Here is a 23,966-nt window from a genome sequence, read left to right as displayed (position 1 = left end):
GACACGCCTTCGTCATATGTATCATAGCTTTAAAGCTATCCGATAATAAAGTATAACACTAATTACTTGAACAGACAATTTAATATGAACGTTGTTACATATTCATAAAAAAAGTAATGAAATTTTAATTTCATTACTCTTGACTTTTATAATAATCCATTATAATAAAGCTTGCAGCTTGTGATCTATTTTTATAAAAATAACGATTTAAATCAATCGTACCTTCTATTTCCCCGTCCCGATACATCATTTCTTTTGCCATGTTGTTTATCATAACAAAATCTGATTTATCTTTAATCAGATCCAAATCATCATGCCTTGCAAAAAAATGTTCTAAATTTAAATATGCGTAATCCATATAAACCTCCTGATAATTGTCCGAAGATAATAATATACCTCTAAAGTGTTATATCTTTAAGTTGAATACGCGCTAATGTTATAAAACTTAAAATTTATCTATCTTATGACTACTATTTAACACCTATTATCCCTATTTGGCAAATGAAAATTACTATTTCTTATAATAAAATAATAACATCCGGAAATACATGTTGTATATACGACAATGGAGAGAATGAATGACCTTCGAAGAAGTTTATAAAAAATACAAATATATTATTCATTATCTATTAAAAAATACAATATTCAGTACAATTATGATGAATATGCTCAACTCCTCTTAATTAAAATGTGGGAGCTAAGTAAAATCTACAATTCACAAAAACGCAGCTCATTAAACACTTTCTTATATTCACGATTAAATTTCTATTTGATAGACCTTTTCCGCAAACACCAAGCTCTAACTCTAGTTGATATTTCAGAACAAGAAGTTAAATCTTCTTTAATTAATGATGATTATGACAACATGCTAGTATTTCAACAATTTTTATCGTTATTGACTGATAAAGAACAGCAATGGCTACTATTAAAATTTGCAGGACTTAAACAATATGAAATTGCAAAACTTCTTAATTGTTCTGTCTCAACTTTAAAAAACTATCAAAAACGAATTCGACAAAAACATTTAAAATTTTATACCCATGATTGAGGTGAATATGATATGACTCCACTTACTAAACTACTCTATTTCAAAACAGTTGTTGGGCCAGAAATATTAACAATAAGCCAATATACGACACACCAATTCACTTACCCTACTACAATTAATCTCACATTACAGTATTTTTTAGAATCAAGACATTTATCTTTAACTCTTCAGACAAAACAAGCCAAACATTTACTAAAAATACGTAAACTCGTTCCAATATTTATTAATAGCGATATAACATTATTCCCAATAAAGCCACAGCGCTCACCAATTCAATATTATATTAATGCAATTCCAATCACGGGACTAAAGTCAAAGGGGACACAAACAATTATATATTTTGAGAACGCTACCTATATTACAGTCAATGCTCCCTATCTATTTATTCATAAAAAATGGCAAGAAAGTTTAACGCTTTCTCACCATTCAACATAGCGCTATCCAACTATAACGCCTTATTATGTTTATATTCTAATAATTTTTTCGTAAAATAAGCTGTTACCATTTTAATCAAATATAAACTGACGATTAATAGTAATATTGAGCCAATCAAGGTCAAAATAACAGTTGTAGTAGATAATTGCACTTCAGGTTTAATAAAGTACTGTACAGATGATAGACTTGTCAAAAACCCAAATAAAAACAAACCTAATAGCACGATATAAGTGATTAAAATACCTATAAGCAATGCAAATAATTGTGTTGATGATACAACTTTCTCTTTAAAGACATATTCCTTTAAAAATTGGTTTGAAAATGCAATAGGACGATTTAAACTTTGTCCATCACTAGACTTAGTAACTTCTTCTAACACTTCATTCAATTGATTTTTTTCTTTTTTATTTAAAAACCATAATTGCTTTTTAACTTTTTGTTTAAAGATATCTAGTTTCATAAATGTTTCTCCTTTAGAACTTACGCAGAACTTTATACTCATTAAATAATAAATCAATTATCTAGGTTATTCAATTAAATTTTAAAATATTTTTATTATCTTTAATTTTATTGATTGTTATATTATCTACTCTACGATAACTAAGCCCATTAATGCAGCAAATTGTACAGCTTGATTTCTAGAAACTTTACAACCTAATAAGTCTTCTTTGTTAACCACAAATGACTCAAAATAAGATTGGCTTAAATCACAACCTTTTAATGGGGTTTGATAAATTGATAAATGCTCTAAGTTACTATCATCAAAAACTACCTTTTTCAAAGTTGAATTATGAAATTCTGCATTTTCAAAGTTACTTTTTTGGGTCACTAGTGCTTCTATTTTAGAATCCACAACACTTATAAAATCAGCTTTCACTTCATCAAATACTATATTGCCAAATCTCATATAATTAAATAAAGTTCCTGTCATACGGCAGTTTTTAAATGTCACTCTATGTATGGAGCCATGATCCATTTTCGTATTCGAAAAATCACAATTTTCAAAAATAACATCTGTAAAATCAGCGCGACCTAAATCAGAGTTAGAAAAATCACAATCCTTGATATAAGAACCATAAACTACAAATCTTTGTAAAACTTTATTACTTAAATTAGCATTTTCTATTTTCGCGACTTCAACTATATCATCTTCATCTTGAAAAATTTCTTCTAATTCTTTAAGTTCTAAATTTGCACTAATTTTGGGTTGTTGTATTTTCATAAATAATCTTCCCCTCTTTATTATTCATAGTTTAATTGAACAAGTAGTTATATGTATTTGAAATTCAAGACATTCAACAGTATAACAGATATCTTAGCATCCTATACTTATGCTCAATAAAAAAGCTGAGGCAACTCATTTAGAATGAATTGCCTCAGCCTATTATTATCTGAAATTTAAATTTCTTAATCTTCTATTAAAGAATAGATAATCCTGAACTTTGAATATCTTTAGCAAATCCTTGTACTGTATCAACTGATAATTCGTTAACATCACGGCCAAGGTTGTTATTTACTTTTTTCACAACGTCTGCAGGACATGTAATGATATCTGCGCCCACTTCATCCGCTTGGATTACATTGATTACTTCACGACAGCTTGCCCAAAGTAATTTAACGCCTTTTTTACTATGTGTAACTTCTGCTGCATCTTTCATCAATGGAACTGGATCTACCCCAGTATCAGCAATACGACCAGCAAATACTGATACATAAGTTGGAACACCTTCTGTTACAGCTTCTGTAATTTCTTTAACTTGATCTAAAGTATAAACAGCAGTTACATTTAAACGCACATTGTCTGCTGATAATTTTTTAATTAGAGAAATAGTTGATTCACCTTTTGTGTTTACAACTGGAATTTTAACAAATACGTTTTTACCATATTGTTTCAAAATCTCAGCTTCTTTTTCCATTGTTTCTAAATCATCTGCGAATACTTCGAATGAAATAGAAGCATCAGGAATTTCACGAACAGCTTCTTCTGCGAAAGCTTTATAGTCTGTTACACCTGCTTTTGCCATTAAACTAGGGTTAGTAGTAAAACCATCTACTTGTTTATTTTTATAAGCTGTTTTCATTTCTTCAATATCTGCACCATCTGCAAACACTTCAACATTTAATTTTGCCATTACTAATTCCTCCTGACTTAAATAAATAATTCAATAAAGAATTATTTTTATAACGGTTATTAACCATACAACTCATTTATACCACCATTAATCAATAAATTCTAATTTTTTGCTTGAATTGTCAAAATCTTTAGAGTAAAAAGAAGCATTACGCGTACTTGAAGCTCTATTCAGTTATGATTTACAGTAAATCTAAATTTATATATATTCTAAATTTACAAATTAGTTAATTTTTTGTAAATCTATGGTATTATTATTTAATGAATTGTACTAGGAGGTAACTATGGCATGTTCAAAACTTTATTTTTATTTATCTAGTTTATTGGTTATTATTAGCTTGTATTTTAATACTAGAAATCCTCTAATTACTATGCATTTTAGTTCAATGATCAAATTAATTTTTGTTTGTAGTATTATTAACGCTATTATTTTAATAATTTCAATTATTTTAGCAGATAAATCAATTAAACACTTACATGAAAATTCTGGGTGGGTTAGAAAAGCTAGTAAGATATTACCTTACGTAATATTAGTAGTGCTTATCATCCATATCGTTGCTTCACTTTCAACATTTGGTATTATTTTCTAATTAATGCTACAAAAGTTATAATACTTTTGTAGTTTTTTATTTTTTGTCGAGAGGAAGAATAAAAACAATGCAATACTTATATATTTTTATAGGTGGTGCGATTGGTGCTCTACTAAGATATCTATTAACATTCATCAATCAAACTGCTGAATTTCCAACAGGCACATTTATTGCTAATATTGTTGGTGCTTTCTTAATGGGCCTTATTGGAACTTTGACAATAAAGTATTTTAGAAATAATCCATTACTTAAAAAAGGTATAACTACTGGATTTTTAGGCGCACTCACTACTTTTTCTACTTTTCAATTTGAGCTCGTTTCATTTTTAGAACAACAGGCATATTTATTAATGATTTTATACGCTTTAAGTAGTTATATTATAGGTATACTCGTCTGTTATTTCGGGGTAAAATTGGGGGCTCGTTTATCATGACACAATTACTGTTAGTTATGTTAGGTGGCGGTCTCGGAGCTGTAATCAGAGGAGTGATTACTAACGTTTGTACAAGTAGATTTAGTAGTAAGTTACCTATTGCAACGCCAATCGTTAATATATTAGGCAGTTTAATAATCGGTTTATTGATGGGTATGACATTAAATATAGATTGGGTCCATCCCTTTGCAATTGTCGGCGTTCTCGGCGGATTAACGACATTTTCTACTTTATCTTCAGAGTTAGTCAAATTATTAATAACTGAAAAGAACATATTTATTTTTTTAATTTATTCTTTACTACAATATGCCGTGTCATTTTCAGCCTGTTTATTAGGATACATCATGATTTAGCCGATTAATTGAAATTCAGATGCATATAAATACAATAATTATTAATAACTTCAATCACCATCTCTTTTATAAAATAGTTAAGCACACACCTTCAAAAGAAAAATAGTTAAAAAGCCCAATCTATTAAAAAAACTAATAGATTGGGCTTTTTTATTTAGGAATTGCGAATTTGTAACGGTCACTTCTTTTAATACTAGTGTCCACTATATTCAGATGGATCTGGACCGATTCTTCTATCCTCATTGAGTTTATCTAATTTTTCAATTTGTGCTGATGTTAATTGGAAATCAAATACATTTAAATTTTCTTCTATTCTAGAAGGTGTCACTGATTTAGGTATTACTACAACACCATGTTCTATGTTCCAACGAATAATCACTTGTGCTGGTGATTTTCCTACTTCAGTTGCAACATTTCTTACAGTATCATCTTCTAAAATTTGCGCATTCATAAGTGGTGACCATGATTCCATATGAATATTCTGTACTTCTAAATATCTTCTTAATGATTCTTGCAATAAATATGGATGGAATTCAACTTGGTTTATCACAGGTTTAATAGAAACTTGGGCTAACAAGGCTTCAAAATGCGCCGTTTCAAAATTACTTACTCCAATATTTTTTACTCTGTCATTTTTATATAAGTCTTCCATACCTTGCCAAGTGTCTATCATTAAAGCTTCATCTGTACCCGGCCAATGCATGAGATACAAGTCTAGGTAATCTAATCCAAGTTTATTTAAACTCGTTTCATAAGCATCTGTAACATTTTCACGGCCATAATCTGCTAACCATAATTTAGATGTGATAAACAAATCACTTCTATTTTTACCTGTAGCTGCTAAACCTTCTGCAATACCTTCCCCTACTTTTTCTTCATTTTCATACACCATTGCAGTATCTATATGTGTGTAACCATTTTCTATCGCATGTTTTACTGACATTTTACATTCGTCACTGTTTTCGACACGAAAAGTACCTAAACCAACAATTGGCATTTCATTGCCATTATAAAAAGTTACATTTTCCAAATTAAAATCCCCTTTTCTATTTAGATAACTATTATATTAATCAATTTTCTTTAAATTATAAATTAAAAGGACTTTAAATAACCAAATTATATTGTATTAATCCATAAAACACATTGTTTGTGCATTTAAAACTCCAACAAAAAGATAGATAACCTGTATGGTTACCTATCTTTTTAAAATTAAGTATTTCACATTAATTAAATGTTTCTATTTCATCCATAACACGTTGCAAATCTTCAACATTGTATTGAATTCGACCGTGGAATACAAATTTATTAAAGAACTCATCAAGTTGCTCTGCACCCACTAGTACCTTAGTATTTGAACTTTGTGCATAATTTGAAATCGTTACAGCACCTTCATTTTTAGGATTGAAGTATAAAATAGTAGTTGGTGTGAATTTTAAATTAAGTTCTGTTTGAATATCACCGGCAAGTTTTTCTATTTCATTTAAATGCGATGTATAATTTACAAACGATAATGATTCCGCATCTTCATTCTTATCTAATACAAGCGTTTGTGGCGTGTGCTTATCAAGATCTAAAGTATTAAATACCTGCTCCATCATTGGTTGTTCTTTGAATTGGGCTGCGCTAACGCCATTATATACATGCCCTTTCAATAACTGTGAATCTATGATGTATAGACCAGTACGTGTCAGTACTAAGTGGCTAATACGTTGAACGTCGCTAAATTCATTTCTAGGTAAAAATATATTAGCCATAATATGCATATCTTCAGGACGAATTCTTTTCTCATTTACAAGACGTTCACGGATACCAATCAATCTCATGTCAGTTACATATTCACTATGGTTCTTAGAAAATAATTTCAAGGCATCAATTTCTCTGTCTTTAGAACTAACTGTAGCTGCATATTCTTCCTTTTGTTTTGTTACAGTTTTTTTATTTTCTATTCTTTCTTTTTCCAACTCTTCCTCATGTTCATCGCTTAATTTTTGTTCTCTAGATTTATATTGCTCTTCAGCCTTTTTTTGCGCTTTCTTTTTACTTTTTAAAGCAAGCATAAATAATATCAAACAAATGACTGCTACGATGATTGCCACGATTAAACCAATTTCTATTGGCCCTAATGAATTCATAACAAAAACGCTCCTTTATGTGTTCAGTAACTTAATTATAATAGATAATAGCTCATCATTCGATAGAAAAGTCCATAAAATTAAATTTTAGTTTATTATACTTCTACAGAATCTTTTAATAAGTTTACTTTATCTAATTTTTCCCATGGCAATAAGATATCTGTACGGCCAAAGTGACCATAGGCAGCTGTTTGTTTATAGATTGGGTGTTTTAAATCTAACATTTTAATAATGCCAGCAGGTCTTAAGTCAAAATGCTTACGTACCGCTTCCACTAATTCATTTTCACTGACACTACTTGTTCCAAATGTATCAATAGAAATTGAAACTGGTTCAGCAACCCCAATTGCGTATGCTAATTGTACTTCACATTTGTCTGCTAATTTAGCCGCTACAATATTTTTAGCTACATAACGTGCAGCATAGGCAGCAGAACGGTCAACTTTTGTTGGGTCCTTACCACTGAAACAACCGCCGCCATGACGTGCATAACCACCATATGTGTCTACAATAATTTTACGACCAGTAAGTCCAGCATCTCCTTGAGGACCACCAATCACAAAACGACCAGTAGGATTAATATAAAATTTAGTGTCTTCATCTAATAGATTTTCAGGCACTGTTGGATAAATGACGTGCGCTTTAATGTCATCTTGTATTTGTTGCAATTCAGTATCTTCTGCATGTTGCGTAGAAACAACGATAGTGTCTATACGTTGTGGTTTATCCTGTTCATCATATTCAACTGTTACTTGTACTTTCCCATCTGGGCGTAAATATTTTAATATTTCATCTTTACGCACATCAGATAATTTCTTAGCGAGTTGATGTGATAAGAAGATTGGTAAAGGCATATACGTATCCGTTTCATTCGTAGCATAACCAAACATTAAGCCTTGGTCGCCAGCACCAGTTGCTTCAATTTCTTCTTCAGAAACATCATTACGATACTCTAATGCTGTGTCAACACCTTGCGCGATGTCAGGAGATTGCTCATCAATTGCTGTTAATACGGCCATAGTTTGACTGTCATACCCATATTTTGCACGTGTGTAACCAATCTCTTTAATTGTTTCCCTTACTACTTTTGGAATATCAACATAAGTTGTTGTAGATATTTCACCTGAAATTAACGCCATACCAGTAGTTACCGTAGTTTCACAAGCTACCCTTGCATTAGGATCGTCTTTTAATATCTCATCTAATATTGCATCAGATACTTGATCCGCTATTTTATCTGGGTGCCCTTCTGTTACAGATTCTGAAGTAAATAATCTTCTATTGTATGTCATAATTTGCTCCTTTAGTTTTAAATTACGAAAATTCTCTCTCTGTTGAGCTCATTAAAAAGGGCCTTCATCACTATATTAAATAGAGAGAAGGCCCTTATACGTCCATTCGCTCTTATCGTTCAGACGATATATGTCTGCAAACGGTTTGGCACCTTTCTTCGTATTAAGAAGAGGTTGCTGGGCTTCATTGGGTCCATGTCCCTCCGCCACTCAGGATAAGAGAATCCGTTAAGTCCTATAGTACCTAATCTATGATATATTGTCAATTTAACAATTATTATTATTTATTTAAATTTCCTTTTAATATGATGTGGACTAATAATACATATGTGTTATACTCTTTAATTGTAAAGGCTTACATTAACTAAATAGCGTTGGAGGGATTAGTATGGCGGTAGATACATACACATACACAAGCAAGATTGAAAGTATATTGGACAAACCATCATCATTATTTCAATTATCTACAACACAGTTGTATAACAAAATTTTAAATAATGATGAAGGCGCATTGACTGAACTTGGAGCAATTAACGCTAAAACAGGTAAATACACAGGTCGTTCTCCAAAAGATAAGTTTATTGTAAATGAACCATCTTATAGAGATGACATCGATTGGGGTAACATAAATCAACCTATCGAAGAAGAAACTTTCTTAAATTTGTATGATAAAGTTTTAGCCCATTTAAACAAAAAAGATGAACTTTATGTATTTAAGGGTTATGCAGGTAGTGATGAAGATTCACAATTAAAACTCACAGTGATTAATGAATTAGCTTGGCATAATTTATTCGCACAAAATATGTTCATTCGCCCAAGTACTAGAGAAGAAGCTAGCGAAATCAAATCTGATTTCACTATTGTTTCAGCACCTTCTTTTAAAGCAGTTCCTGAAGTTGACGGCACAAACTCCGAAACATTTATAATTACCTCTTTCAAACATAAAGTAATATTGATTGGTGGCACTGAATATGCTGGAGAAATGAAAAAAGGCATATTCTCAGTAATGAACTACTTACTCCCTAAAGATAAAATCATGAGCATGCACTGTTCAGCTAATGTTGGCGATAAAGGTGATGTTGCTTTGTTCTTCGGATTATCCGGTACAGGTAAAACAACACTTTCTGCTGACCCAACACGTAAACTGATTGGTGATGATGAGCATGGTTGGAATGAAAACGGCATTTTCAATATTGAAGGCGGCTGTTATGCTAAAGCAATTAACCTTTCATATAAAAAGGAACCACAAATTTACGACGCAATTAAATATGGTACTATTTTAGAAAACGTAGTTGTCGATGAAGATGGTGATGTAGACTTCGATGATAACTATTACACTGAAAATACAAGAGCCGCTTATCCAATTGATCATATCGATAATATCGTGACACCCTCTAAAGCAGCACATCCGAATACAATTATTTTCTTAACTGCTGATGCTTTTGGTGTATTACCACCTATTTCTAAATTATCTAAAGATCAAGCAATGTACCATTTCCTAAGCGGCTTCACAGCTAAATTAGCTGGTACAGAACGTGGTGTTACAGAGCCAGAACCATCATTCTCAACTTGTTTCGGTTCACCATTCTTACCTCTCAACGCAAAAGTATATGCAGACCTATTAGGAGATTTAATTGATGAACATGACGTAGACGTTTATCTAGTTAACACGGGTTGGACTGGTGGCCAATATGGGCTCGGACGTCGTATCAGCCTTAACTATACAAGACAAATGGTAAACCAAGCTATTACTGGACAATTAAGTGAAATAGAATATATTAAAGATGATATGTTCGGATTAGATATCCCATTAGAAATTGAAGGTGTACCTCAGACATTATTAAACCCTATTAATGCTTGGAGTAAGCCAGAAGCATATAGAGAGCAAGCTCAAGATTTAATTAATCGTTTTAAACATAATTTTGAAAAATTCGGTACAGAAGTAGAAGATTTAGCTAACAATGGCGGTTTCAAATAAGTTAAATAAATAAAAAAAGCATGAACTACGAAAGAATTTGTAGTTCATGCTTTTTATTGTTCATTATAATTTTGTTTAATATGCTGGGCTTCAACATCTGTCATCCATTGTTTGATGGTCGACAATGTAGATTTTAATGCAAACGGCCTAGGAATATGCCCTTCTTCCATTTGATAAAACGTACGATAAGTCGCACCTATACGCTCTAATTTTTCCGCTAAATAATATGCTTGATGAATACCAACTTGATAATCTTTTCCACCGTGTACTATTAAAATTGGTGGGCTATCCTTAGTAATTTGGGAAACTGCATCTCGTTGCCTATACGCATCAGCGTTCTTTTTAGGATGACCAATCATACGTTTAAGCATTCCTCTTAAGTCAACACGTTCTTCATACATTAAATATATATCAGAGACTCCACCCCAAATTATATAACTAGATATCGGTAAATCTTGAAACGTTAATAACCCTTGTAGACCACCTCTAGAAAATCCAACCATATGAATATGTGCTTTTGGATACATACAATTTAATATTTTAATAGCAACAGTAACGTCGTTTAAATCCGCACCGTAAAATGCATCTTTACCTTCACTGCCATTATTCCCACGATAATAAGGACCGAAAACTAATGTATGATCGTTTGCAAATTGCATTAAACGTCCTGTACGTACCATACCTACTTGCCCTTTTCCACCTCGCAAATAAATAACAATTCTTTCTACATTAGCTATAGGTGCCATTAAGAGACCACGCACTTTTAAAGCATCCACATGATATGTGACTTCTTCAAAAAAATGTGTTGATGATTCAACTGGCATACGTTTTCTATGAATAAAATCCAAGCTCCATCACTCTCTCTAAACATTGTAAAATTGCTGCATCTTTCAATAAGTAGCTTTTGCGTTCTTCTGGAATATCATAAACATTATTATAAAATAAAGGTCCATTTGTTTCTAAATAGTCTTGTTGTTGCTCTACATCCTTAACGACAACCATAAATACATCTTTAGTAAAGCTTAATCCATTTTGCCTTACTACACGATATTGCGCAATATAATTACACTTTTTTATCGTTGCACCTGTTTCCTCGAACAATTCTCTAGCTGCTGCTACTTCACTGGATTCTCCTAATTCTTTTTTGCCACCAGGAAACTCTATACCTCTTATTTTATGATTGGTAAACAGCAATTGTCCTTGATATATAGGTATAATCAGGACATGGTTACCATCAGCATGATTTTCGTCATTTTTATATGATAAAAACACATCATCATTTTCGCTATCTTTAAACTTCACGTTCATCCTTCTCCCTTTAATTATGTTAAACTGTCTATGCTAAGTTATTTGTTGGAGGCAAAATTATAATGAAAACATTGTTCCTAGGACTTATACGTATTTACCAACGTTTCATTTCGCCAATGACACCTGCTACATGTCGTTTCTATCCTACTTGCTCTGAATATACGAGAGAAGCGATACAAGTCTATGGTGCATTTAAGGGTACCTGGTTAGGTGTTAAAAGAATTTCGAAATGTCATCCACTTCATAAGGGTGGCTTTGACCCAGTACCATTAAAGAAAAAAGAAAAGAAAAAAGATTAATAAACGCGCTTTAATTGTGCTGTATTAACTTCAGGAGGTTCAAAATATATTGAATCTCCTTTTAATATGCCTGCATTATTTACTATATCATTTTTAAAATAATAACCTTCTGGTGTGATATCACTTGGATAGTCAGCAAATTGAGCTAACAATGCGGTGAAATATCTACTTAATCCATATTCATACATACCACCGATAACGATTTTGATATCTTTTGCTTTTAAAACGTTAATGATTTCTAATACTTTATCTACTCCACCTAATCTAAAAGGTTTCAACACAACTACATTAATAGGATTATTAGCAATGATTTTCATAATTTCATCTTGAGATAATGCTTTTTCATCTATTGCGATTGGTGGCAGTTCAGATTTAGTAAAAGCCTCTAATTTATCTAATGATTTAAAAGGTTCTTCGATATAGAGTATTGATTTATTAGCAAGTTGTTTTAACTTGTGTGACTCATTTTCTTGAATAGATTCATTCGCATCTATTGCGATATTCGGTTGAAAGTCTAATTGTTTTAACATTTCAATATTTTGTAGTATATGCTGTGACCATTTTATTTTAACACGTTGTGGTTGGGTATCTACAAGTTGCTTTAAATTCCCTTCAGTCAAACCACTGACTGTTGCGCCATATGGAACATTAAATGAATGCATTTCATAAAACATTTGATAAAAAGCCATTACCAGCATGCTTCTTGTAGCTGGAAATGCCATCAAATTATCTAATGTTGCTTGTGCCTCTCCAAAATGATTAAACGTTTCATTCTGATATTGTTTAATCCATTTCTCAGTTTGGTGGCGCACAACTTCTATCGTTTCTGGTGAGTACCAATCCGTCTCAAAAGCATTACATTCTCCAAAATAATGTTGCCCCGTATTAGTAATTAATTCAATAATTAATACCTTCCGACAACTCAATTTAATTTTCGGCGTCACAATAGCATGTTTAAAACTAGCATTATATTCGTATAATTTCACTGCTTGTAATTTCATATCCACCTCGAATTTAAAGTTTCAAACGGTTTCTCTGTAACTTTCCTGTTGATGTATAAGGTAATGATTCAACGCGTACAAATTGCTTAGGTATTTTATATTTTGCTAAATTTTGTTTGAAATGCTCTAATAATTGCGCATCAGATATTGTTATATTCGCAACGTAATATAAATATGGGACTTCCCCCAGGTATCATCTTCTACGCCGACACACATTGCATCTTCTATGCCCAAATAATTCTTAGCAACCGACTCAATTTGATAAGGGTAGATATTTTCTCCACCACTGATTATTAAATCTTTTCTGCGATCATAAACCATGACATAACCTTCGTCATCTATTTCTGCAATATCACCAGTATTAAAATAGCCTGCTTCAAAGATGTCTTGCTTATTTTCAGGATATAGGTAACCTTGCATAACATTATCACCTTTGATTAACAATTCACCATGACCTTGTGAATTTGGGGCTTTAATTTTCACATCAACATTTGCACTCGGTTTACCTACTGTATCATAACGATGTGTTAACATCTCTGGTGAAGCAGTTAAAAACTGTGAACACGTTTCTGTCATACCGAAAGAATTATATATTGGCAGTCTATTTTGAAGTGCTTGATCAATCAGAGCACTAGAGAGTTTCGCGCCGCCAAGTAATATCTTTTGAACTTGATAAGGTTGATCAAATCCTTCATCCATTAACCATTTTAATGTTTGGGGCACGAGTGACACATGTGTAGGTAATTCTTCTTTTATAATCTTTAACATAGCTGCAGAATTAAATTTAGATGCTATACGAACTGTAAAGCCTTCAATTAATGCTCTTAACACTACACTTAATCCTGAAATATGATAGATAGGCAATACGGATAGCCATTTCGTATTCTGATCAAACCCAAGGCTTTCCTTACAACCACTTGCACTTGCATAATGATTGCTAAATGTCTGTGGCACAGCTTTTTGAGGTCCCGTTGTCCCTGATGTAAACATAATCGATGCAATACGTTCTATTGAAAATGATGTTTCATATTGATTATCATCCAAATGAGTCCATAAGTTTTCAAAATTAACTATATGAATACCTTTTAATTGTATTGGCTCTCGTGCTATCACAGTATCAACTTCAATTGATACCATTTGTGCAAGCATTTCCTTCTTAGTCAGTCTTGTATTTAACATAGCAATTTCAATACCAGCTAGCCACGCTGCATTAATTAAAATGACAGATGCTATCGAATTATCGATATATAATCCAATTCTTGGCTTATATAACTGTTTTAATTGATATGCTAATCTCGAAGCATATTGATAGGTCTTATTAAATGAAATTTGCTTTGTGCCGTCATCTATAAACACCTTTTCACCATTTAGTTCTGCTTGTTTTTTCAACCAAAATTCCACGCCTACATTCCTCCATCTCATATTATATTATAACGCTTTTATTATTATTTAACATGGTCCAAATCTTCACTTTAATGTTATGACTACGCAAATGTTTTATAAGTTAAATTTTTAGTCACACATTCTATTTTTTAAAGTTTGTTTTATTTCAAATCGCTTTTGAATTTTCATACATCTATTTTTTTACATTTGCAGTTATATTTTTTACACTTTTCTGAACCTTATTCCATCTCCTATTTAACTTTGCTATTTTAGTTTAAAGGAGTGATTTCTTATGAAAAAGGTTAGTGTGATCATGCCTACATATAATAACGGGAATATGATTTCTCGTACTATCGATTCAATTCTAAATCAAACTATGAGTCATAAAGATTTTGAATTAATAATTATAGATGATCATTCAAATGATATTGAAACTGTTGAAACTATTAAATCATATTGGGTTAATTATAAGCATTTAATAAAATTTAAAAGATTAAATAAAAATACAGGAAGCGCAAGTGCTCCAAGAAACAAAGGCATAAGCATGAGTAATTCAGAGTACATTTTCTTCTTAGATTCTGATGATTACTTGCATGAAAGAGCGTTAGAGGATCTTTACATATATGGGAAAGAAAATAATAGTGATTTAATTATTGGTAAGTATGGTGTGGAAGGAAAAGGTAGAGGTGTTCCGAAAGCAGTGTTTGAGAATGGTAATGTGCCAAAAGCGGATATTATAGAAAACAGTTTGTTTTATGCATTATCAGTTTTAAAAATGTTTAAAAGTAATATTATACATAAAAATAAAATTCGTTTTAAAACAAATGCTAAAACTGCAGAGGATCAACTTTTCACTATAGAATTCCTTATGAATTCAAAAAATTATTCTATTAAAACTGATTATGAATACTACATTGTTGTGAATGATTTCTCGTCTAAAAATCATCTGTCTACTAAAAAAAGCACACCGAAACAATATTTTTCTACTATAAGCAATATCTATAACGCAATATATTGCAGTAAAGTATACAAAAAACGAGTACTCCGTGACAAACTTGCAGCGAAGTATACAACAAGGCTATTGAGACATGGACAGAATAAGCATTTTTCAATTAGTAAAATGAGTTACAAAGAGAAAAAAGAATGGATTAAATATTTATCAAAAACTATAAATGAAGTTCCTAGAACCGCAGATACATATGTAACACCTATATTTAATTTAAAATTGGAAGCTATACGTCAAAATAACCTATTAGCTGTGATGACTGCAGATAAAATATTAAAAGGTGGTTAAAGATATAATTGGAAAACTTTAATTATGAAAATAGACATTACTTAGCATTGAAGCAAGAAGATTTAAAACTAAACAAAGAAAAAATTGAATGGATATTCACGAATTATGAGCAAATTACATTTTCAGTTAAATGGAACAAAAATAAAACACCAATATTAATGATGAATGGGTATAAAATAGCAAGTATTAGCAATTTAAAAATCCATATAAACATTCATGATTTAAAAGGAGACTTTAATTTTAATAATACCCCTCTTCTCCGTGTATCTTGTAGATTTTAAATTTCTTTAAGGCGGTAAGATAATGAACCATATAAGTGAATAGATTCATAAAATTCTATTACTGGAATTGCTTTAACAGTCTTATTAACTGCTTGAGTGATATCATTGTTTGTGATTAACATCTCAGTTTACATTGGCAATGCTAATTGATCATATTATAAAAAACAAGACAAACATGTCCTTTCAAAATCGGAATATTGTAAATGAAAACTTATTTAATTTATCATTTTTAATTATTAATACTAAAAAATATAAATTTTATCACACTAAAATTCTCAAAAATTATTTTTTAAAATTATAGTTTGAAAGTATTATTACTGGGTATAGATTAATGATTGAATCATTTACAAGGAGTGTTAAAAATGAAGTTAAAATTGGTGACTGCGGTAGCACTGTCAGGTATTTTGCTTACAGCATGTGGTAATGGAGATTCAGAGAGCGATACTAAATCTGAGGATTCTAGTAATAAAGATACAGATAAACAAGTCATTGCTTTAGATAAAATCAAAACAAGCCCCAAAGATGCTATTAAAAAAGCACAAGATGAGTATAGTGGACAAGACTTAAAAGGCATTACTTATGAAAAGAGTAATGGTGAATGGGCTTATAAAATAGAGCAACAAAAAAATGGTGAAGAATCAGAAGTTATCATTTCTGATAAAAACAAAGAGGTTTTAAATAAGGAAACTGAAAATGAAGATTCAGAAAATGAAAATGAAACATTTAAATATAATGATGCCATCGACTATAAAGAAGCTATTAAAAAAGGACAAGAAGAATTTGATGGCGACATCAAAGAATGGTCCCTATCTGAAGATGATGGCAAACTCGTTTACGATTTAGACCTAAAAGATGACAGCACTAAGCACGAAATCACAATCGATGCTAAAAGTGGTGATGTACTAAATAATGAACAAGACGATTAAAATTCACTAAATAATAAAGGAGGATCAATATGAAGTTATTGATCCTCCTTTATTTATGATTTCTATAAAGTTATGACTTATATGATGTGTTTGTTCCCCATAGAAATAGACAATCTATTCCACATATTGATTTGATTAATGATTAATATTAAGTCTGTGTACTCCTCTTCTGTATACAGTTTACGAACTTCGTTAAATAGTTCCTCTGAAACACCATTTACAGTAATATTCGTTACTGCTTCTGTAAGTTCAAAAGCCAGTTTCTCTTTATCAGAATATATATTTGTTTCATGCCATGCATTTAATAAATAGATTTCTTCTTCTGATACTTTCATTTTTCTAGCATCTGCAGTATGCATACCAATACAAAAAGCACAACCATTTATTTGAGAGACACGTATCTTAATCAACTCTCTTAACTTTCTATTAATAGATGTTTTCTTTAATTGTTTTTCCAAATCCATTATTAATGCCATTTCTTCTCCAGCAATTTCATAATAATCTATTCTATTTTCCAAAAATGAACCCCCATAATCATGATTATTCTAATTCAGTATAATTTCTAAGGTTAAGAATCACAATTTGTTTGTTTACACTCTTCTTGTATAACCTCATTTTGTATTACTATTTCACATATTTCAGATTGTAAAAGACTTGAATGTAACAAAAAAATAACCATCTCCGAAGAGATGGTTACGTCTGAGAGTTTGTCTGAACCCACACCCTAAGGTGTACGTTAGACCCACTCTATCTGACAACACCCTAGGGTGTCCACAACAATAATATAATAATTTCTGATAAAAGTAAATCCTTATTTAATTTAATGAAAGTTATAGTTTGACAACATATTTTTTAATATTAATTATGGGGATTACAATTTTTATAGTAGTCTATTGAAAGTAAAAACACCGAAACCCTATTATATCAGGTTTACGGTGTTTCAAAAAAGTTCAACTTATGTAAATAGCGGAGAGTGAGGGATTCGAACCCTCGAGACGCTTGTGACGTCTACACACTTTCCAGGCGTGCTCCTTCGGCCAACTCGGACAACTCTCCAATATAATATAAAAAAACAGAAGCGATATTTCACTTCTGTTTGTATGACCCCGACGGGACTCGAACCCGTGTTACCGCCGTGAAAGGGCGGTGTCTTAACCGCTTGACCACGGGGCCATATGGCTCCACAGGTAGGACTCGAACCTACGACCGATCGGTTAACAGCCGATAGCTCTACCACTGAGCTACTGTGGAATAATTTAAATGGAGCGGGTGATGGGAATCGAACCCACAACATCAGCTTGGAAGGCTGAGGTTTTCCCATTAAACTACACCCGCTTAATTAATCATTATGGGGCGGATGATGGGGATCGAACCCACGCGTGTCGGAACCACAATCCGATGTGTTAACCACTTCACCACAACCGCCAAAGCAATATTAAAAAATGGTTCAGGACAGAGTCGAACTGCCGACACATGGAGCTTCAATCCATTGCTCTACCAACTGAGCTACTGAACCATAATGATAATGGCGGTCTCGACGGGAATCGAACCCGCGATCTCCTGCGTGACAGGCAGGCGTGTTAACCGCTACACTACGAGACCTAAAATAAAAATTGCGGGAGGCGGATTTGAACCACCGACCTTCGGGTTATGAGCCCGACGAGCTACCGCTGCTCCATCCCGCGGTAATATTATTAATGACGCCTACCCAATTAATATACCATGAATCTTTACTTAATGTCAACAACTTTTTAAAAGTAATTTACATTGGCTTAATCAGGAATTAAAACTTTAATGCGATAATTGATGTTTGTACATCCCCTATCAATCAATACTTACTTAGTATATAAATTCCTAACGCTTTAGTCAATAACTTTTAAAAACTATTTTGTGTAAAAAAGGAATATAATAATAATATTTTATCTTTAGTTCCTTATTTATACAAAATTCTATTGTTTTCACGCTTAAATACTACATTTGTTGTGATGTCATTACAATAAATATTGTACATTAAAGAACAATAACTAATTAAATAATGTTCTTTAATGTTAAATACTAAATTACTTACTCATGATACCTTGCATTTTTCCGTGTAAAATTGTGAATGTGGTAAAGCCGTCATCTTCCATAAAATGGCCACCATTCTCTGTTACTTTACACACACCATTTAATGTATCCATTAATCTTTTAGTTTCTAAGTAAGATACATATTTATCATTTTTAGAACACAAACCATAGAATTGATCTACTTTATTTTTAACAATCTCATAGTCGATTGCTTTTGTTTCAGGATCAATATATGCATCTATTTCTTCCGCGTCATCCATGAAACCTGCAACACTAAACAGACCTTCTATATGATTTATATTCGTTTCTTCTATGTACTTTAATGATGCTAAAGTACCAAAACCATGTGTTATAAAATATGTTTCATATTTTTTAACAGTGATTTGGTCTTTCATTCTTTCCACCCACTGCTCAAGATTATCATTTTCTTCTACTGGTAAATCAAATAATGTTACATTATAACCTTCTAAAATAAGGTTATTAGCTAACCATTGATACCAATGGTTTGTAGCATCTCCAATTTTGGAATGTACAATTATAATATCTGTCATAAATATTCCTCCTGTACAATAGCTCATAAATCATTGTTATTTTGCTACCGTATCCGCTTCTACTACGCTATATATTAAGTATCTCACAATTGTTATAAATATTAAATTATCCAACAATTAAAAATATAAAAATAAGCCGTTATTTCGATATAACAACTTATTATATCGAAAAACGACTCTTCAAAGTTTTATTATAGTTCTGCTATTAATTCTTCTACAGCATTTTTGCCTTGTTGAATACAGTCAGGTAATCCTACTGCTTCAAATGAGGCGCCAGTAATACGTAGCCTTGGATAACTTGTTCTAATATGAGCTTGTACTTCTTTAATACGATCTATATGACCTACATGATATTGTGGCATGCTTTTAGGTAATCTATTCACGATGCTGAAATCTGGCGCACCTTTAAATGTCATCATTTGACTCAAATCTTTTTTAACAATATTTACTATTTCGTCGTCTGTGTGATCGTTCACGACCGTGTCATTAGGTTTACCTACGTATGCACGAATAAGTACTTTACCTTCTGGTGTTGTAAATGGCCATTTTTTACTTGTCCATGTACAAGCAGTGATACTCGTCTTACTTGTACGCGCAATGACAAATCCTGTACCGTCATATGTGTTTTCAATATTTTGCTCATCAAAAGCTAATACGACTGTTGCAACAGTCGTAGAATCCATAGTATTGAAATAGTCAAAGGAAGGATCATTGCCAAACCATTGCATAAATGTTTGATGTGGCGTAGTAACCAAGACACCATCATATTCTATTTTCGATTCTGCCGTAACGATTTCATAAGATTTTTGAGCAACGATAATATCTTGAATAGGCGTATTAAACTCTATTTGGACACCAAGATCTAATACATATTTAGTTAAAGCCTCTATAAATGAACTCAAGCCATGTCTGAATTGCTTGAATTGGCCTTTTGGCGCTCCTGGATATAGTTGACGTTGTTTCTGTCGCTGTACTTTTTCATATCGCATACCTTTAATTAAACTACCAAATTGTTCTTCTCTTTGCTTGAATTCTGGAAAAGTACTCATCAAACTCAAGTCATCTATATTCGTACCGTAAATGCCACCCATTAGAGGCTCTATTAAGTTTTCTAACACTTCATCTCCTAAGCGCTGGCGGAAAAATGATCCGACTGAAATATCATGTTCTATTTCTATCGATTTCTTAAATAAATCTAACCCAGCTATTAATTTACCTGTAGGAGAAATTAGATTTGTTTTTAAAAAGGGCTTAACATCAGTTGGTACACCTAAAATTGACCCACCTGGGATGGGGAATAATTTATTTTTAGCATATATATAAGACTGCCCTGTTTGGTTTGTAATAAGGTCATTTTCTAAACCAACCTCTTTAGCAATATCTGTCATAATCTGTTTGCGTCCTAAATAAGATTCTGGCCCAAGTTCGATAGTGTATCCTTCAGTTCTATATGTTTGAATTTTACCACCAGTTCTATTAGACGCTTCATATATAGTGACATCAATATCAGGTCGTTGTTGTTTTATAAAATATGCACTTGATAAACCTGTAATACCAGCACCAATAATCGCAATACTTTTAGTCAAAACAGTTCACGCTTCCTTTAATAAACATTTTTGATTTCATCAACGATTGCTCCAATAAACAAAGGGTCCGTATTAGGCATTGACGGACGGAAATAGTTAACGCCTAATTCGTCGCAGACTACTTTACATTCATAATCATTGTCATATAACACTTCTAAATGTTCACATACAAAACCAACAGGAGTGTAAATGAAATTTTTATAGCCATGTTCATTATATAATGCTCTAGTTAAGTCTTGAACATCTGGTCCTAACCACGGTGTACCAGTGTTACCTTCAGATTGCCATCCTTCAGCTACATGGATAATATTAGAATGTTCTTCTAATAATTGTGCTGTATGATGTAATTCATTTGGATAAGGATCATTATTCTGCTCAATAAGTCCTTTCGGTAAACTATGCGCTGATACAACTAATACAGTTTCATCATGTTCTTCTTGTGGAATTTCCGCTAATGATTCATTCACTTTTTCTGTCCAATATTGAATGAATTTAGGTTGTTGATAATAGTGCTCTACATGTTTAAATGTAATGCCATATTTATCCGCTTCTTTTTGAGCCCTTGTATTATATGAACCTACTGAGAAACTAGAATAATGTGGAGCCAACACTACTGTAACAGCTTCTTCTATACCTTCTTCATGCATTGATTTAACCGCATCTTCTATAAACGGGTGTATGTGTTTCAAACCAATGTATAATTTAAATTCAACATCACTGTATGCTTCGTTTAGTGCATCACAAAGTGTTTCAGCTTGACGATTTGTTGTATTAGCTAATGGTGATAACCCACCGATATGTTTGTATCTATCTTTTAAATCTTGTAATTCTGCTTCTGTAGGTTTTTTGCCATGTCTAATATCTGTGTAGTAAGCCTCAATATCACTTTCTTGATATGGCGTGCCATATGCCATAACTAATAAGCCTATTGTTTTTGTCATTTTTAAATCATCCTTTTGTATAATAAATTTTAGATGTATATGACATAATAAATTGTTACTCTTGGTGACGTGTGTTTATGTCTACTATCTCTTCGTATAATCATGAACGAATGTCGTTATACGTTTAAGTGTCTCAGGTTTAACTTCAGGAAAGACGCCATGTCCAAGATTGAAAATGTGCTGTCCATGTTCCATTCCTTGATCTAATATTGGTTTTAATCTTTCTTCAATAACGTCCCATGGTGCTAATAACAATGATGGGTCTAAATTGCCCTGTAAGGTTCTAGTGATATGCAGATTTCCAGCTTCTTTGATAGAAAGTCTCCAATCTAAACCTAATACATCGATTGGTAATGAATTCCACTCATGTGCTAAATGACTCGCACCTACACCAAATAATATTACAGGTACATCATGCTTCGCTTTTATACCATTAATAAGTTTCTCCATCGCTGGTTTAATATAATAACGATAATCTTTTACATTTAACGCCCCAGCCCAAGAATCAAACACTTGAATTATCTCTGCTCCAGCTTCAACTTGAGCAGATGTATACGTGATGGACATATCTACTAAATGATCCATAAGTGCAAACCAAGTTTCTTCGTCACTATACATCATCGCCTTAGTAAAATTATAATTCTTTGAAGGTCCACCTTCAATCATATAACTTGCTAATGTAAATGGTGCTCCTGTAAAACCAATTAATGGCACATTTAATTTTTCTTCAGTCAATATTTTTATTGTATCTAAAACATAAGGCACATCTCGCTTAGGATCAATCTTCCCTAACTTTTCAACGTCGTGTATATTTTTTATAGGATTGTGAATTACTGGACCGATACCAGATTTTATCTCCACATCTACACCAATCGGCTGAAGTGGTGTCATAATATCTTTATACAGCACCGCTGCATCTGTATTATAATTATCAACTGGTAAATGTGTCACATAAGCACATAGCTCTGGTTGATGTGTAATTTCAAATAAAGAATACTTTTCTTTCAACTTTCTATATTCAGGCTGTGATCTACCAGCTTGACGCATAAACCATACTGGTGTGTGGTTTACCGCCTCACCATTTATCATATCTAGGATTGTATTATTTTTATTATGCACCTTGAATCCTCCTACATTATAATCATTCTTATTTATAATACCATACTGTTATATACGCCGTATTTCATTGTGTTAAAATGTCATAAAAAAGACAAACAGTCTACTTTTGTTATCTTAATCATTTGACTATTGTTTTCTTTTAGAAATCTATTATAATGTTATCAAAGACTATTGTTATATTTATTTGATAAAATAGATATATCTATAGTACAGTATAATAGTTATATGCACTTTCTTAAACAAAGCAAGGGGGAAATCTTATGAAAATTTATGCATCTTATGGTACGTTTGGTTATTTGAATCAAATCAGACTAAATAACCCTAGTCATAACTTATTACAATTTTCAGCTTCTGACTCTTCAGTAATCATAGAAGAAACAGATAATCAATCCGTTTTAAAACAACCTTTAGTTTATGAAGTTCTAAAGGCTGAGGGTGATTTAGATGAGAATAACTTTTATTCAGTAATATTTATTCCGACTTCAGAAGATCATGCATATCAATTAGAGAAAAAATTGGAAGGCTTTTCTACTGATTTCAATCAATTTGCTGGTTATAGAAGTTATCGTTTCTTAAAACCGGAACAAGGTTTAACATATAAGATTTACTTTGGCTTCGAAAGTAGAAATGCTTATGAAGATTTTAGAGCTTCATCTTTATTCAAAGACAACTTTGATAAGTTGGCATTAAGCCAGTTCTTCGGCTCAAGTCGTCAACATTCGAGTTATTTCGAAAGACATTTATTCCCGATTGATGATAATTAATATTGAAAATTACAATTTTTAAAATAAAAAGTCGTTTCTTATGCGATGGATAAA

27 protein-coding genes, 8 tRNA genes, 1 pseudogene and 1 riboswitch are annotated in these 23,966 nt (G+C 31.9%); of the genes and pseudogenes, 11 read left to right on the top strand and 25 right to left on the bottom strand.

Annotated features, from left to right (window positions below; translation table 11 throughout):
- Positions 1-133 precede the first annotated feature (133 nt).
- Positions 134-358 (bottom strand): hypothetical protein, encoded by a 225-nt coding sequence (locus AOB58_RS01025; RefSeq protein WP_002507285.1) that lies wholly within the window; start codon positions 356-358, stop codon positions 134-136.
- A 330-nt stretch (positions 359-688) separates the two neighbouring features.
- On the opposite strand from AOB58_RS01025, the gene AOB58_RS01020 reads away from it, so the two are divergent.
- Positions 689-1,048: a sigma-70 family RNA polymerase sigma factor gene (locus AOB58_RS01020; protein WP_237283162.1), complete on the top strand. Its 360-nt coding sequence runs from the start codon at positions 689-691 to the stop codon at positions 1,046-1,048.
- Positions 1,049-1,060: 12 nt separating this feature from the next.
- Complete coding sequence (locus tag AOB58_RS01015; RefSeq protein ID WP_021339030.1) at positions 1,061-1,483, top strand: competence protein ComK; 423 nt, start codon at positions 1,061-1,063, stop codon at positions 1,481-1,483.
- Positions 1,484-1,493: 10 nt separating this feature from the next.
- On the opposite strand, the gene AOB58_RS01010 is transcribed toward AOB58_RS01015, so the two are convergent.
- From AOB58_RS01010 to AOB58_RS01000, 3 genes are all read right to left on the bottom strand, one after another.
- On the bottom strand, positions 1,494-1,943 hold the full coding sequence (locus tag AOB58_RS01010) for a hypothetical protein (protein ID WP_002507281.1): 450 nt from the start codon (positions 1,941-1,943) through the stop codon (positions 1,494-1,496).
- A 126-nt stretch (positions 1,944-2,069) separates the two neighbouring features.
- Positions 2,070-2,705 (bottom strand): pentapeptide repeat-containing protein, encoded by a 636-nt coding sequence (locus AOB58_RS01005; RefSeq protein WP_021339029.1) that lies wholly within the window; start codon positions 2,703-2,705, stop codon positions 2,070-2,072.
- A 196-nt stretch (positions 2,706-2,901) separates the two neighbouring features.
- Positions 2,902-3,615, bottom strand: coding sequence for a transaldolase (locus tag AOB58_RS01000; RefSeq protein ID WP_002507279.1), 714 nt, complete (start codon positions 3,613-3,615; stop codon positions 2,902-2,904).
- Positions 3,616-3,898: 283 nt separating this feature from the next.
- Here AOB58_RS01000 and AOB58_RS00995 point away from each other — a divergent pair, with 283 nt between their 5' ends.
- From AOB58_RS00995 to AOB58_RS00985, 3 genes are all read left to right on the top strand, one after another.
- Positions 3,899-4,204, top strand: a complete 306-nt coding sequence (locus AOB58_RS00995; protein WP_064782819.1) for a hypothetical protein — start codon at positions 3,899-3,901, stop codon at positions 4,202-4,204.
- 67 nt (positions 4,205-4,271) lie between these two features.
- On the top strand, positions 4,272-4,637 hold the full coding sequence (gene crcB, locus AOB58_RS00990) for a fluoride efflux transporter CrcB (protein ID WP_021339028.1): 366 nt from the start codon (positions 4,272-4,274) through the stop codon (positions 4,635-4,637).
- Complete coding sequence (locus AOB58_RS00985; RefSeq protein ID WP_021339027.1) at positions 4,634-4,990, top strand: fluoride efflux transporter FluC; 357 nt, start codon at positions 4,634-4,636, stop codon at positions 4,988-4,990. Before crcB ends, AOB58_RS00985 begins: the two co-directional genes overlap by 4 nt.
- Before the next feature lie 193 nt (positions 4,991-5,183).
- Here the strand turns inward: AOB58_RS00985 and AOB58_RS00980 are convergent, their stop codons facing one another.
- From AOB58_RS00980 to metK, 3 genes are all read right to left on the bottom strand, one after another.
- Positions 5,184-6,020, bottom strand: coding sequence for an aldo/keto reductase (locus AOB58_RS00980; protein WP_002507275.1), 837 nt, complete (start codon positions 6,018-6,020; stop codon positions 5,184-5,186).
- A 193-nt stretch (positions 6,021-6,213) separates the two neighbouring features.
- Positions 6,214-7,122: a nuclease-related domain-containing protein gene (locus AOB58_RS00975; protein ID WP_002507274.1), complete on the bottom strand. Its 909-nt coding sequence runs from the start codon at positions 7,120-7,122 to the stop codon at positions 6,214-6,216.
- A gap of 95 nt (positions 7,123-7,217) precedes the next feature.
- Positions 7,218-8,414 carry a methionine adenosyltransferase gene (gene metK, locus AOB58_RS00970; RefSeq protein ID WP_002507273.1) on the bottom strand — a complete coding sequence of 399 codons (1,197 nt, stop codon included), beginning with the start codon at positions 8,412-8,414 and terminating at the stop codon, positions 7,218-7,220.
- A gap of 109 nt (positions 8,415-8,523) precedes the next feature.
- Positions 8,524-8,636, bottom strand: a riboswitch (SAM riboswitch).
- A 166-nt stretch (positions 8,637-8,802) separates the two neighbouring features.
- Here metK and pckA point away from each other — a divergent pair.
- Entirely contained in the window at positions 8,803-10,392 is a 1,590-nt protein-coding gene (gene pckA, locus AOB58_RS00965) for a phosphoenolpyruvate carboxykinase (ATP) (RefSeq protein ID WP_021339026.1), read from the top strand.
- A 53-nt stretch (positions 10,393-10,445) separates the two neighbouring features.
- Here pckA and AOB58_RS00960 read toward each other — a convergent pair whose 3' ends face one another.
- Positions 10,446-11,240, bottom strand: a complete 795-nt coding sequence (locus AOB58_RS00960) for an alpha/beta hydrolase family protein (protein WP_021339025.1) — start codon at positions 11,238-11,240, stop codon at positions 10,446-10,448.
- The gene (gene ytkD, locus AOB58_RS00955) at positions 11,224-11,700 is read right to left on the bottom strand and encodes an RNA deprotection pyrophosphohydrolase (protein ID WP_002507270.1); all 477 of its coding nucleotides are present in this window, start codon (positions 11,698-11,700) and stop codon (positions 11,224-11,226) included. The genes AOB58_RS00960 and ytkD overlap by 17 nt, the downstream gene beginning before the upstream one ends.
- Positions 11,701-11,762: 62 nt before the next feature.
- Here ytkD and yidD point away from each other — a divergent pair, with 62 nt between their 5' ends.
- Positions 11,763-11,999, top strand: coding sequence for a membrane protein insertion efficiency factor YidD (yidD, locus tag AOB58_RS00950; protein WP_002507269.1), 237 nt, complete (start codon positions 11,763-11,765; stop codon positions 11,997-11,999).
- On the opposite strand, the gene menC is transcribed toward yidD, so the two are convergent.
- Both menC and menE read right to left on the bottom strand, forming a co-directional pair.
- Entirely contained in the window at positions 11,996-13,000 is a 1,005-nt protein-coding gene (menC, locus tag AOB58_RS00945; protein WP_021339023.1) for an o-succinylbenzoate synthase, read from the bottom strand. The genes yidD and menC overlap by 4 nt on opposite strands.
- A 13-nt stretch (positions 13,001-13,013) precedes the next feature.
- Positions 13,014-14,401, bottom strand: a pseudogene (gene menE / locus AOB58_RS00940) (o-succinylbenzoate--CoA ligase).
- Between the two features lie 274 nt (positions 14,402-14,675).
- Here menE and AOB58_RS00935 point away from each other — a divergent pair.
- Positions 14,676-15,677, top strand: a complete 1,002-nt coding sequence (locus tag AOB58_RS00935; protein WP_021339021.1) for a glycosyltransferase family 2 protein — start codon at positions 14,676-14,678, stop codon at positions 15,675-15,677.
- A 47-nt stretch (positions 15,678-15,724) separates the two neighbouring features.
- Positions 15,725-15,958 carry a hypothetical protein gene (locus tag AOB58_RS00930; protein ID WP_233640479.1) on the top strand — a complete coding sequence of 78 codons (234 nt, stop codon included), beginning with the start codon at positions 15,725-15,727 and terminating at the stop codon, positions 15,956-15,958.
- Here the strand turns inward: AOB58_RS00930 and AOB58_RS13940 are convergent.
- Positions 15,955-16,080, bottom strand: a complete 126-nt coding sequence (locus AOB58_RS13940; protein ID WP_002507264.1) for a hypothetical protein — start codon at positions 16,078-16,080, stop codon at positions 15,955-15,957. The genes AOB58_RS00930 and AOB58_RS13940 overlap by 4 nt on opposite strands.
- Before the next feature lie 240 nt (positions 16,081-16,320).
- Between AOB58_RS13940 and AOB58_RS00925 the strand changes: the two genes are divergently transcribed.
- Entirely contained in the window at positions 16,321-16,884 is a 564-nt protein-coding gene (locus AOB58_RS00925; protein ID WP_002507263.1) for a PepSY domain-containing protein, read from the top strand.
- Positions 16,885-16,961: 77 nt separating this feature from the next.
- On the opposite strand, the gene AOB58_RS00920 is transcribed toward AOB58_RS00925, so the two are convergent.
- From AOB58_RS00920 to hemE, 13 genes are all read right to left on the bottom strand, one after another.
- Entirely contained in the window at positions 16,962-17,402 is a 441-nt protein-coding gene (locus AOB58_RS00920; RefSeq protein ID WP_002507262.1) for a carboxymuconolactone decarboxylase family protein, read from the bottom strand.
- Between the two features lie 449 nt (positions 17,403-17,851).
- A tRNA-Ser gene (locus AOB58_RS00915) sits at positions 17,852-17,940 on the bottom strand.
- 45 nt (positions 17,941-17,985) lie between these two features.
- Positions 17,986-18,057 (bottom strand) — tRNA-Glu (locus AOB58_RS00910).
- 3 nt (positions 18,058-18,060) lie between these two features.
- Positions 18,061-18,135 (bottom strand) — tRNA-Asn (locus AOB58_RS00905).
- Positions 18,136-18,145: 10 nt separating this feature from the next.
- Positions 18,146-18,219: transfer RNA gene (locus AOB58_RS00900), tRNA-Gly, on the bottom strand.
- A 14-nt stretch (positions 18,220-18,233) separates the two neighbouring features.
- Positions 18,234-18,309: transfer RNA gene (locus AOB58_RS00895), tRNA-His, on the bottom strand.
- An 18-nt stretch (positions 18,310-18,327) separates the two neighbouring features.
- Positions 18,328-18,400, bottom strand: a tRNA-Phe gene (locus AOB58_RS00890).
- Positions 18,401-18,410: 10 nt separating this feature from the next.
- Positions 18,411-18,486 (bottom strand) — tRNA-Asp (locus tag AOB58_RS00885).
- Positions 18,487-18,497: 11 nt separating this feature from the next.
- Positions 18,498-18,569: transfer RNA gene (locus tag AOB58_RS00880), tRNA-Met, on the bottom strand.
- A 375-nt stretch (positions 18,570-18,944) separates the two neighbouring features.
- The gene (locus AOB58_RS00875) at positions 18,945-19,502 is read right to left on the bottom strand and encodes an RBBP9/YdeN family alpha/beta hydrolase (RefSeq protein WP_021339020.1); all 558 of its coding nucleotides are present in this window, start codon (positions 19,500-19,502) and stop codon (positions 18,945-18,947) included.
- A 191-nt stretch (positions 19,503-19,693) separates the two neighbouring features.
- Positions 19,694-21,088, bottom strand: coding sequence for a protoporphyrinogen oxidase (hemY, locus tag AOB58_RS00870; RefSeq protein WP_064782818.1), 1,395 nt, complete (start codon positions 21,086-21,088; stop codon positions 19,694-19,696).
- 17 nt (positions 21,089-21,105) lie between these two features.
- Complete coding sequence (gene hemH, locus AOB58_RS00865; RefSeq protein WP_064782817.1) at positions 21,106-22,029, bottom strand: ferrochelatase; 924 nt, start codon at positions 22,027-22,029, stop codon at positions 21,106-21,108.
- Between the two features lie 84 nt (positions 22,030-22,113).
- On the bottom strand, positions 22,114-23,118 hold the full coding sequence (gene hemE / locus AOB58_RS00860) for a uroporphyrinogen decarboxylase (RefSeq protein ID WP_031265956.1): 1,005 nt from the start codon (positions 23,116-23,118) through the stop codon (positions 22,114-22,116).
- Between the two features lie 290 nt (positions 23,119-23,408).
- Here hemE and AOB58_RS00855 point away from each other — a divergent pair, with 290 nt between their 5' ends.
- Complete coding sequence (locus AOB58_RS00855; protein WP_021339016.1) at positions 23,409-23,912, top strand: signal transduction protein TRAP; 504 nt, start codon at positions 23,409-23,411, stop codon at positions 23,910-23,912.
- The last annotated feature ends 54 nt before the right edge of the window (positions 23,913-23,966 follow it).

This window comes from Staphylococcus sp. AntiMn-1 (assembly GCF_001663395.1).
Lineage (GTDB): Bacteria > Bacillota > Bacilli > Staphylococcales > Staphylococcaceae > Staphylococcus > Staphylococcus equorum.
The sequence above is the reverse complement of the archived record's forward strand: the minus strand, read 5'-3'. Positions and strand labels throughout refer to the sequence as shown.

Coding starts and splice junctions, on each gene's coding strand:
- AOB58_RS00975 (WP_002507274.1), bottom strand. CDS start 7,122: ATGAATTCATTAGGGCCAATAGAAATTGGTTTAATCGTGGCAATCATC.
- AOB58_RS01010 (WP_002507281.1), bottom strand. CDS start 1,943: ATGAAACTAGATATCTTTAAACAAAAAGTTAAAAAGCAATTATGGTTT.
- hemH (WP_064782817.1), bottom strand. CDS start 22,029: ATGACAAAAACAATAGGCTTATTAGTTATGGCATATGGCACGCCATAT.
- AOB58_RS01000 (WP_002507279.1), bottom strand. CDS start 3,615: ATGGCAAAATTAAATGTTGAAGTGTTTGCAGATGGTGCAGATATTGAA.
- menC (WP_021339023.1), bottom strand. CDS start 13,000: ATGAAATTACAAGCAGTGAAATTATACGAATATAATGCTAGTTTTAAA.
- yidD (WP_002507269.1), top strand. CDS start 11,763: ATGAAAACATTGTTCCTAGGACTTATACGTATTTACCAACGTTTCATT.
- metK (WP_002507273.1), bottom strand. CDS start 8,414: ATGACATACAATAGAAGATTATTTACTTCAGAATCTGTAACAGAAGGG.
- ytkD (WP_002507270.1), bottom strand. CDS start 11,700: ATGAACGTGAAGTTTAAAGATAGCGAAAATGATGATGTGTTTTTATCA.
- hemE (WP_031265956.1), bottom strand. CDS start 23,118: ATGATAAATGGTGAGGCGGTAAACCACACACCAGTATGGTTTATGCGT.
- AOB58_RS00875 (WP_021339020.1), bottom strand. CDS start 19,502: ATGACAGATATTATAATTGTACATTCCAAAATTGGAGATGCTACAAAC.
- AOB58_RS00935 (WP_021339021.1), top strand. CDS start 14,676: ATGAAAAAGGTTAGTGTGATCATGCCTACATATAATAACGGGAATATG.
- crcB (WP_021339028.1), top strand. CDS start 4,272: ATGCAATACTTATATATTTTTATAGGTGGTGCGATTGGTGCTCTACTA.
- AOB58_RS00925 (WP_002507263.1), top strand. CDS start 16,321: ATGAAGTTAAAATTGGTGACTGCGGTAGCACTGTCAGGTATTTTGCTT.
- AOB58_RS00995 (WP_064782819.1), top strand. CDS start 3,899: ATGGCATGTTCAAAACTTTATTTTTATTTATCTAGTTTATTGGTTATT.
- pckA (WP_021339026.1), top strand. CDS start 8,803: ATGGCGGTAGATACATACACATACACAAGCAAGATTGAAAGTATATTG.
- AOB58_RS00985 (WP_021339027.1), top strand. CDS start 4,634: ATGACACAATTACTGTTAGTTATGTTAGGTGGCGGTCTCGGAGCTGTA.
- AOB58_RS01020 (WP_237283162.1), top strand. CDS start 689: ATGTGGGAGCTAAGTAAAATCTACAATTCACAAAAACGCAGCTCATTA.
- AOB58_RS01005 (WP_021339029.1), bottom strand. CDS start 2,705: ATGAAAATACAACAACCCAAAATTAGTGCAAATTTAGAACTTAAAGAA.
- AOB58_RS01025 (WP_002507285.1), bottom strand. CDS start 358: ATGGATTACGCATATTTAAATTTAGAACATTTTTTTGCAAGGCATGAT.
- AOB58_RS13940 (WP_002507264.1), bottom strand. CDS start 16,080: ATGTTAATCACAAACAATGATATCACTCAAGCAGTTAATAAGACTGTT.
- AOB58_RS00855 (WP_021339016.1), top strand. CDS start 23,409: ATGAAAATTTATGCATCTTATGGTACGTTTGGTTATTTGAATCAAATC.
- AOB58_RS01015 (WP_021339030.1), top strand. CDS start 1,061: ATGACTCCACTTACTAAACTACTCTATTTCAAAACAGTTGTTGGGCCA.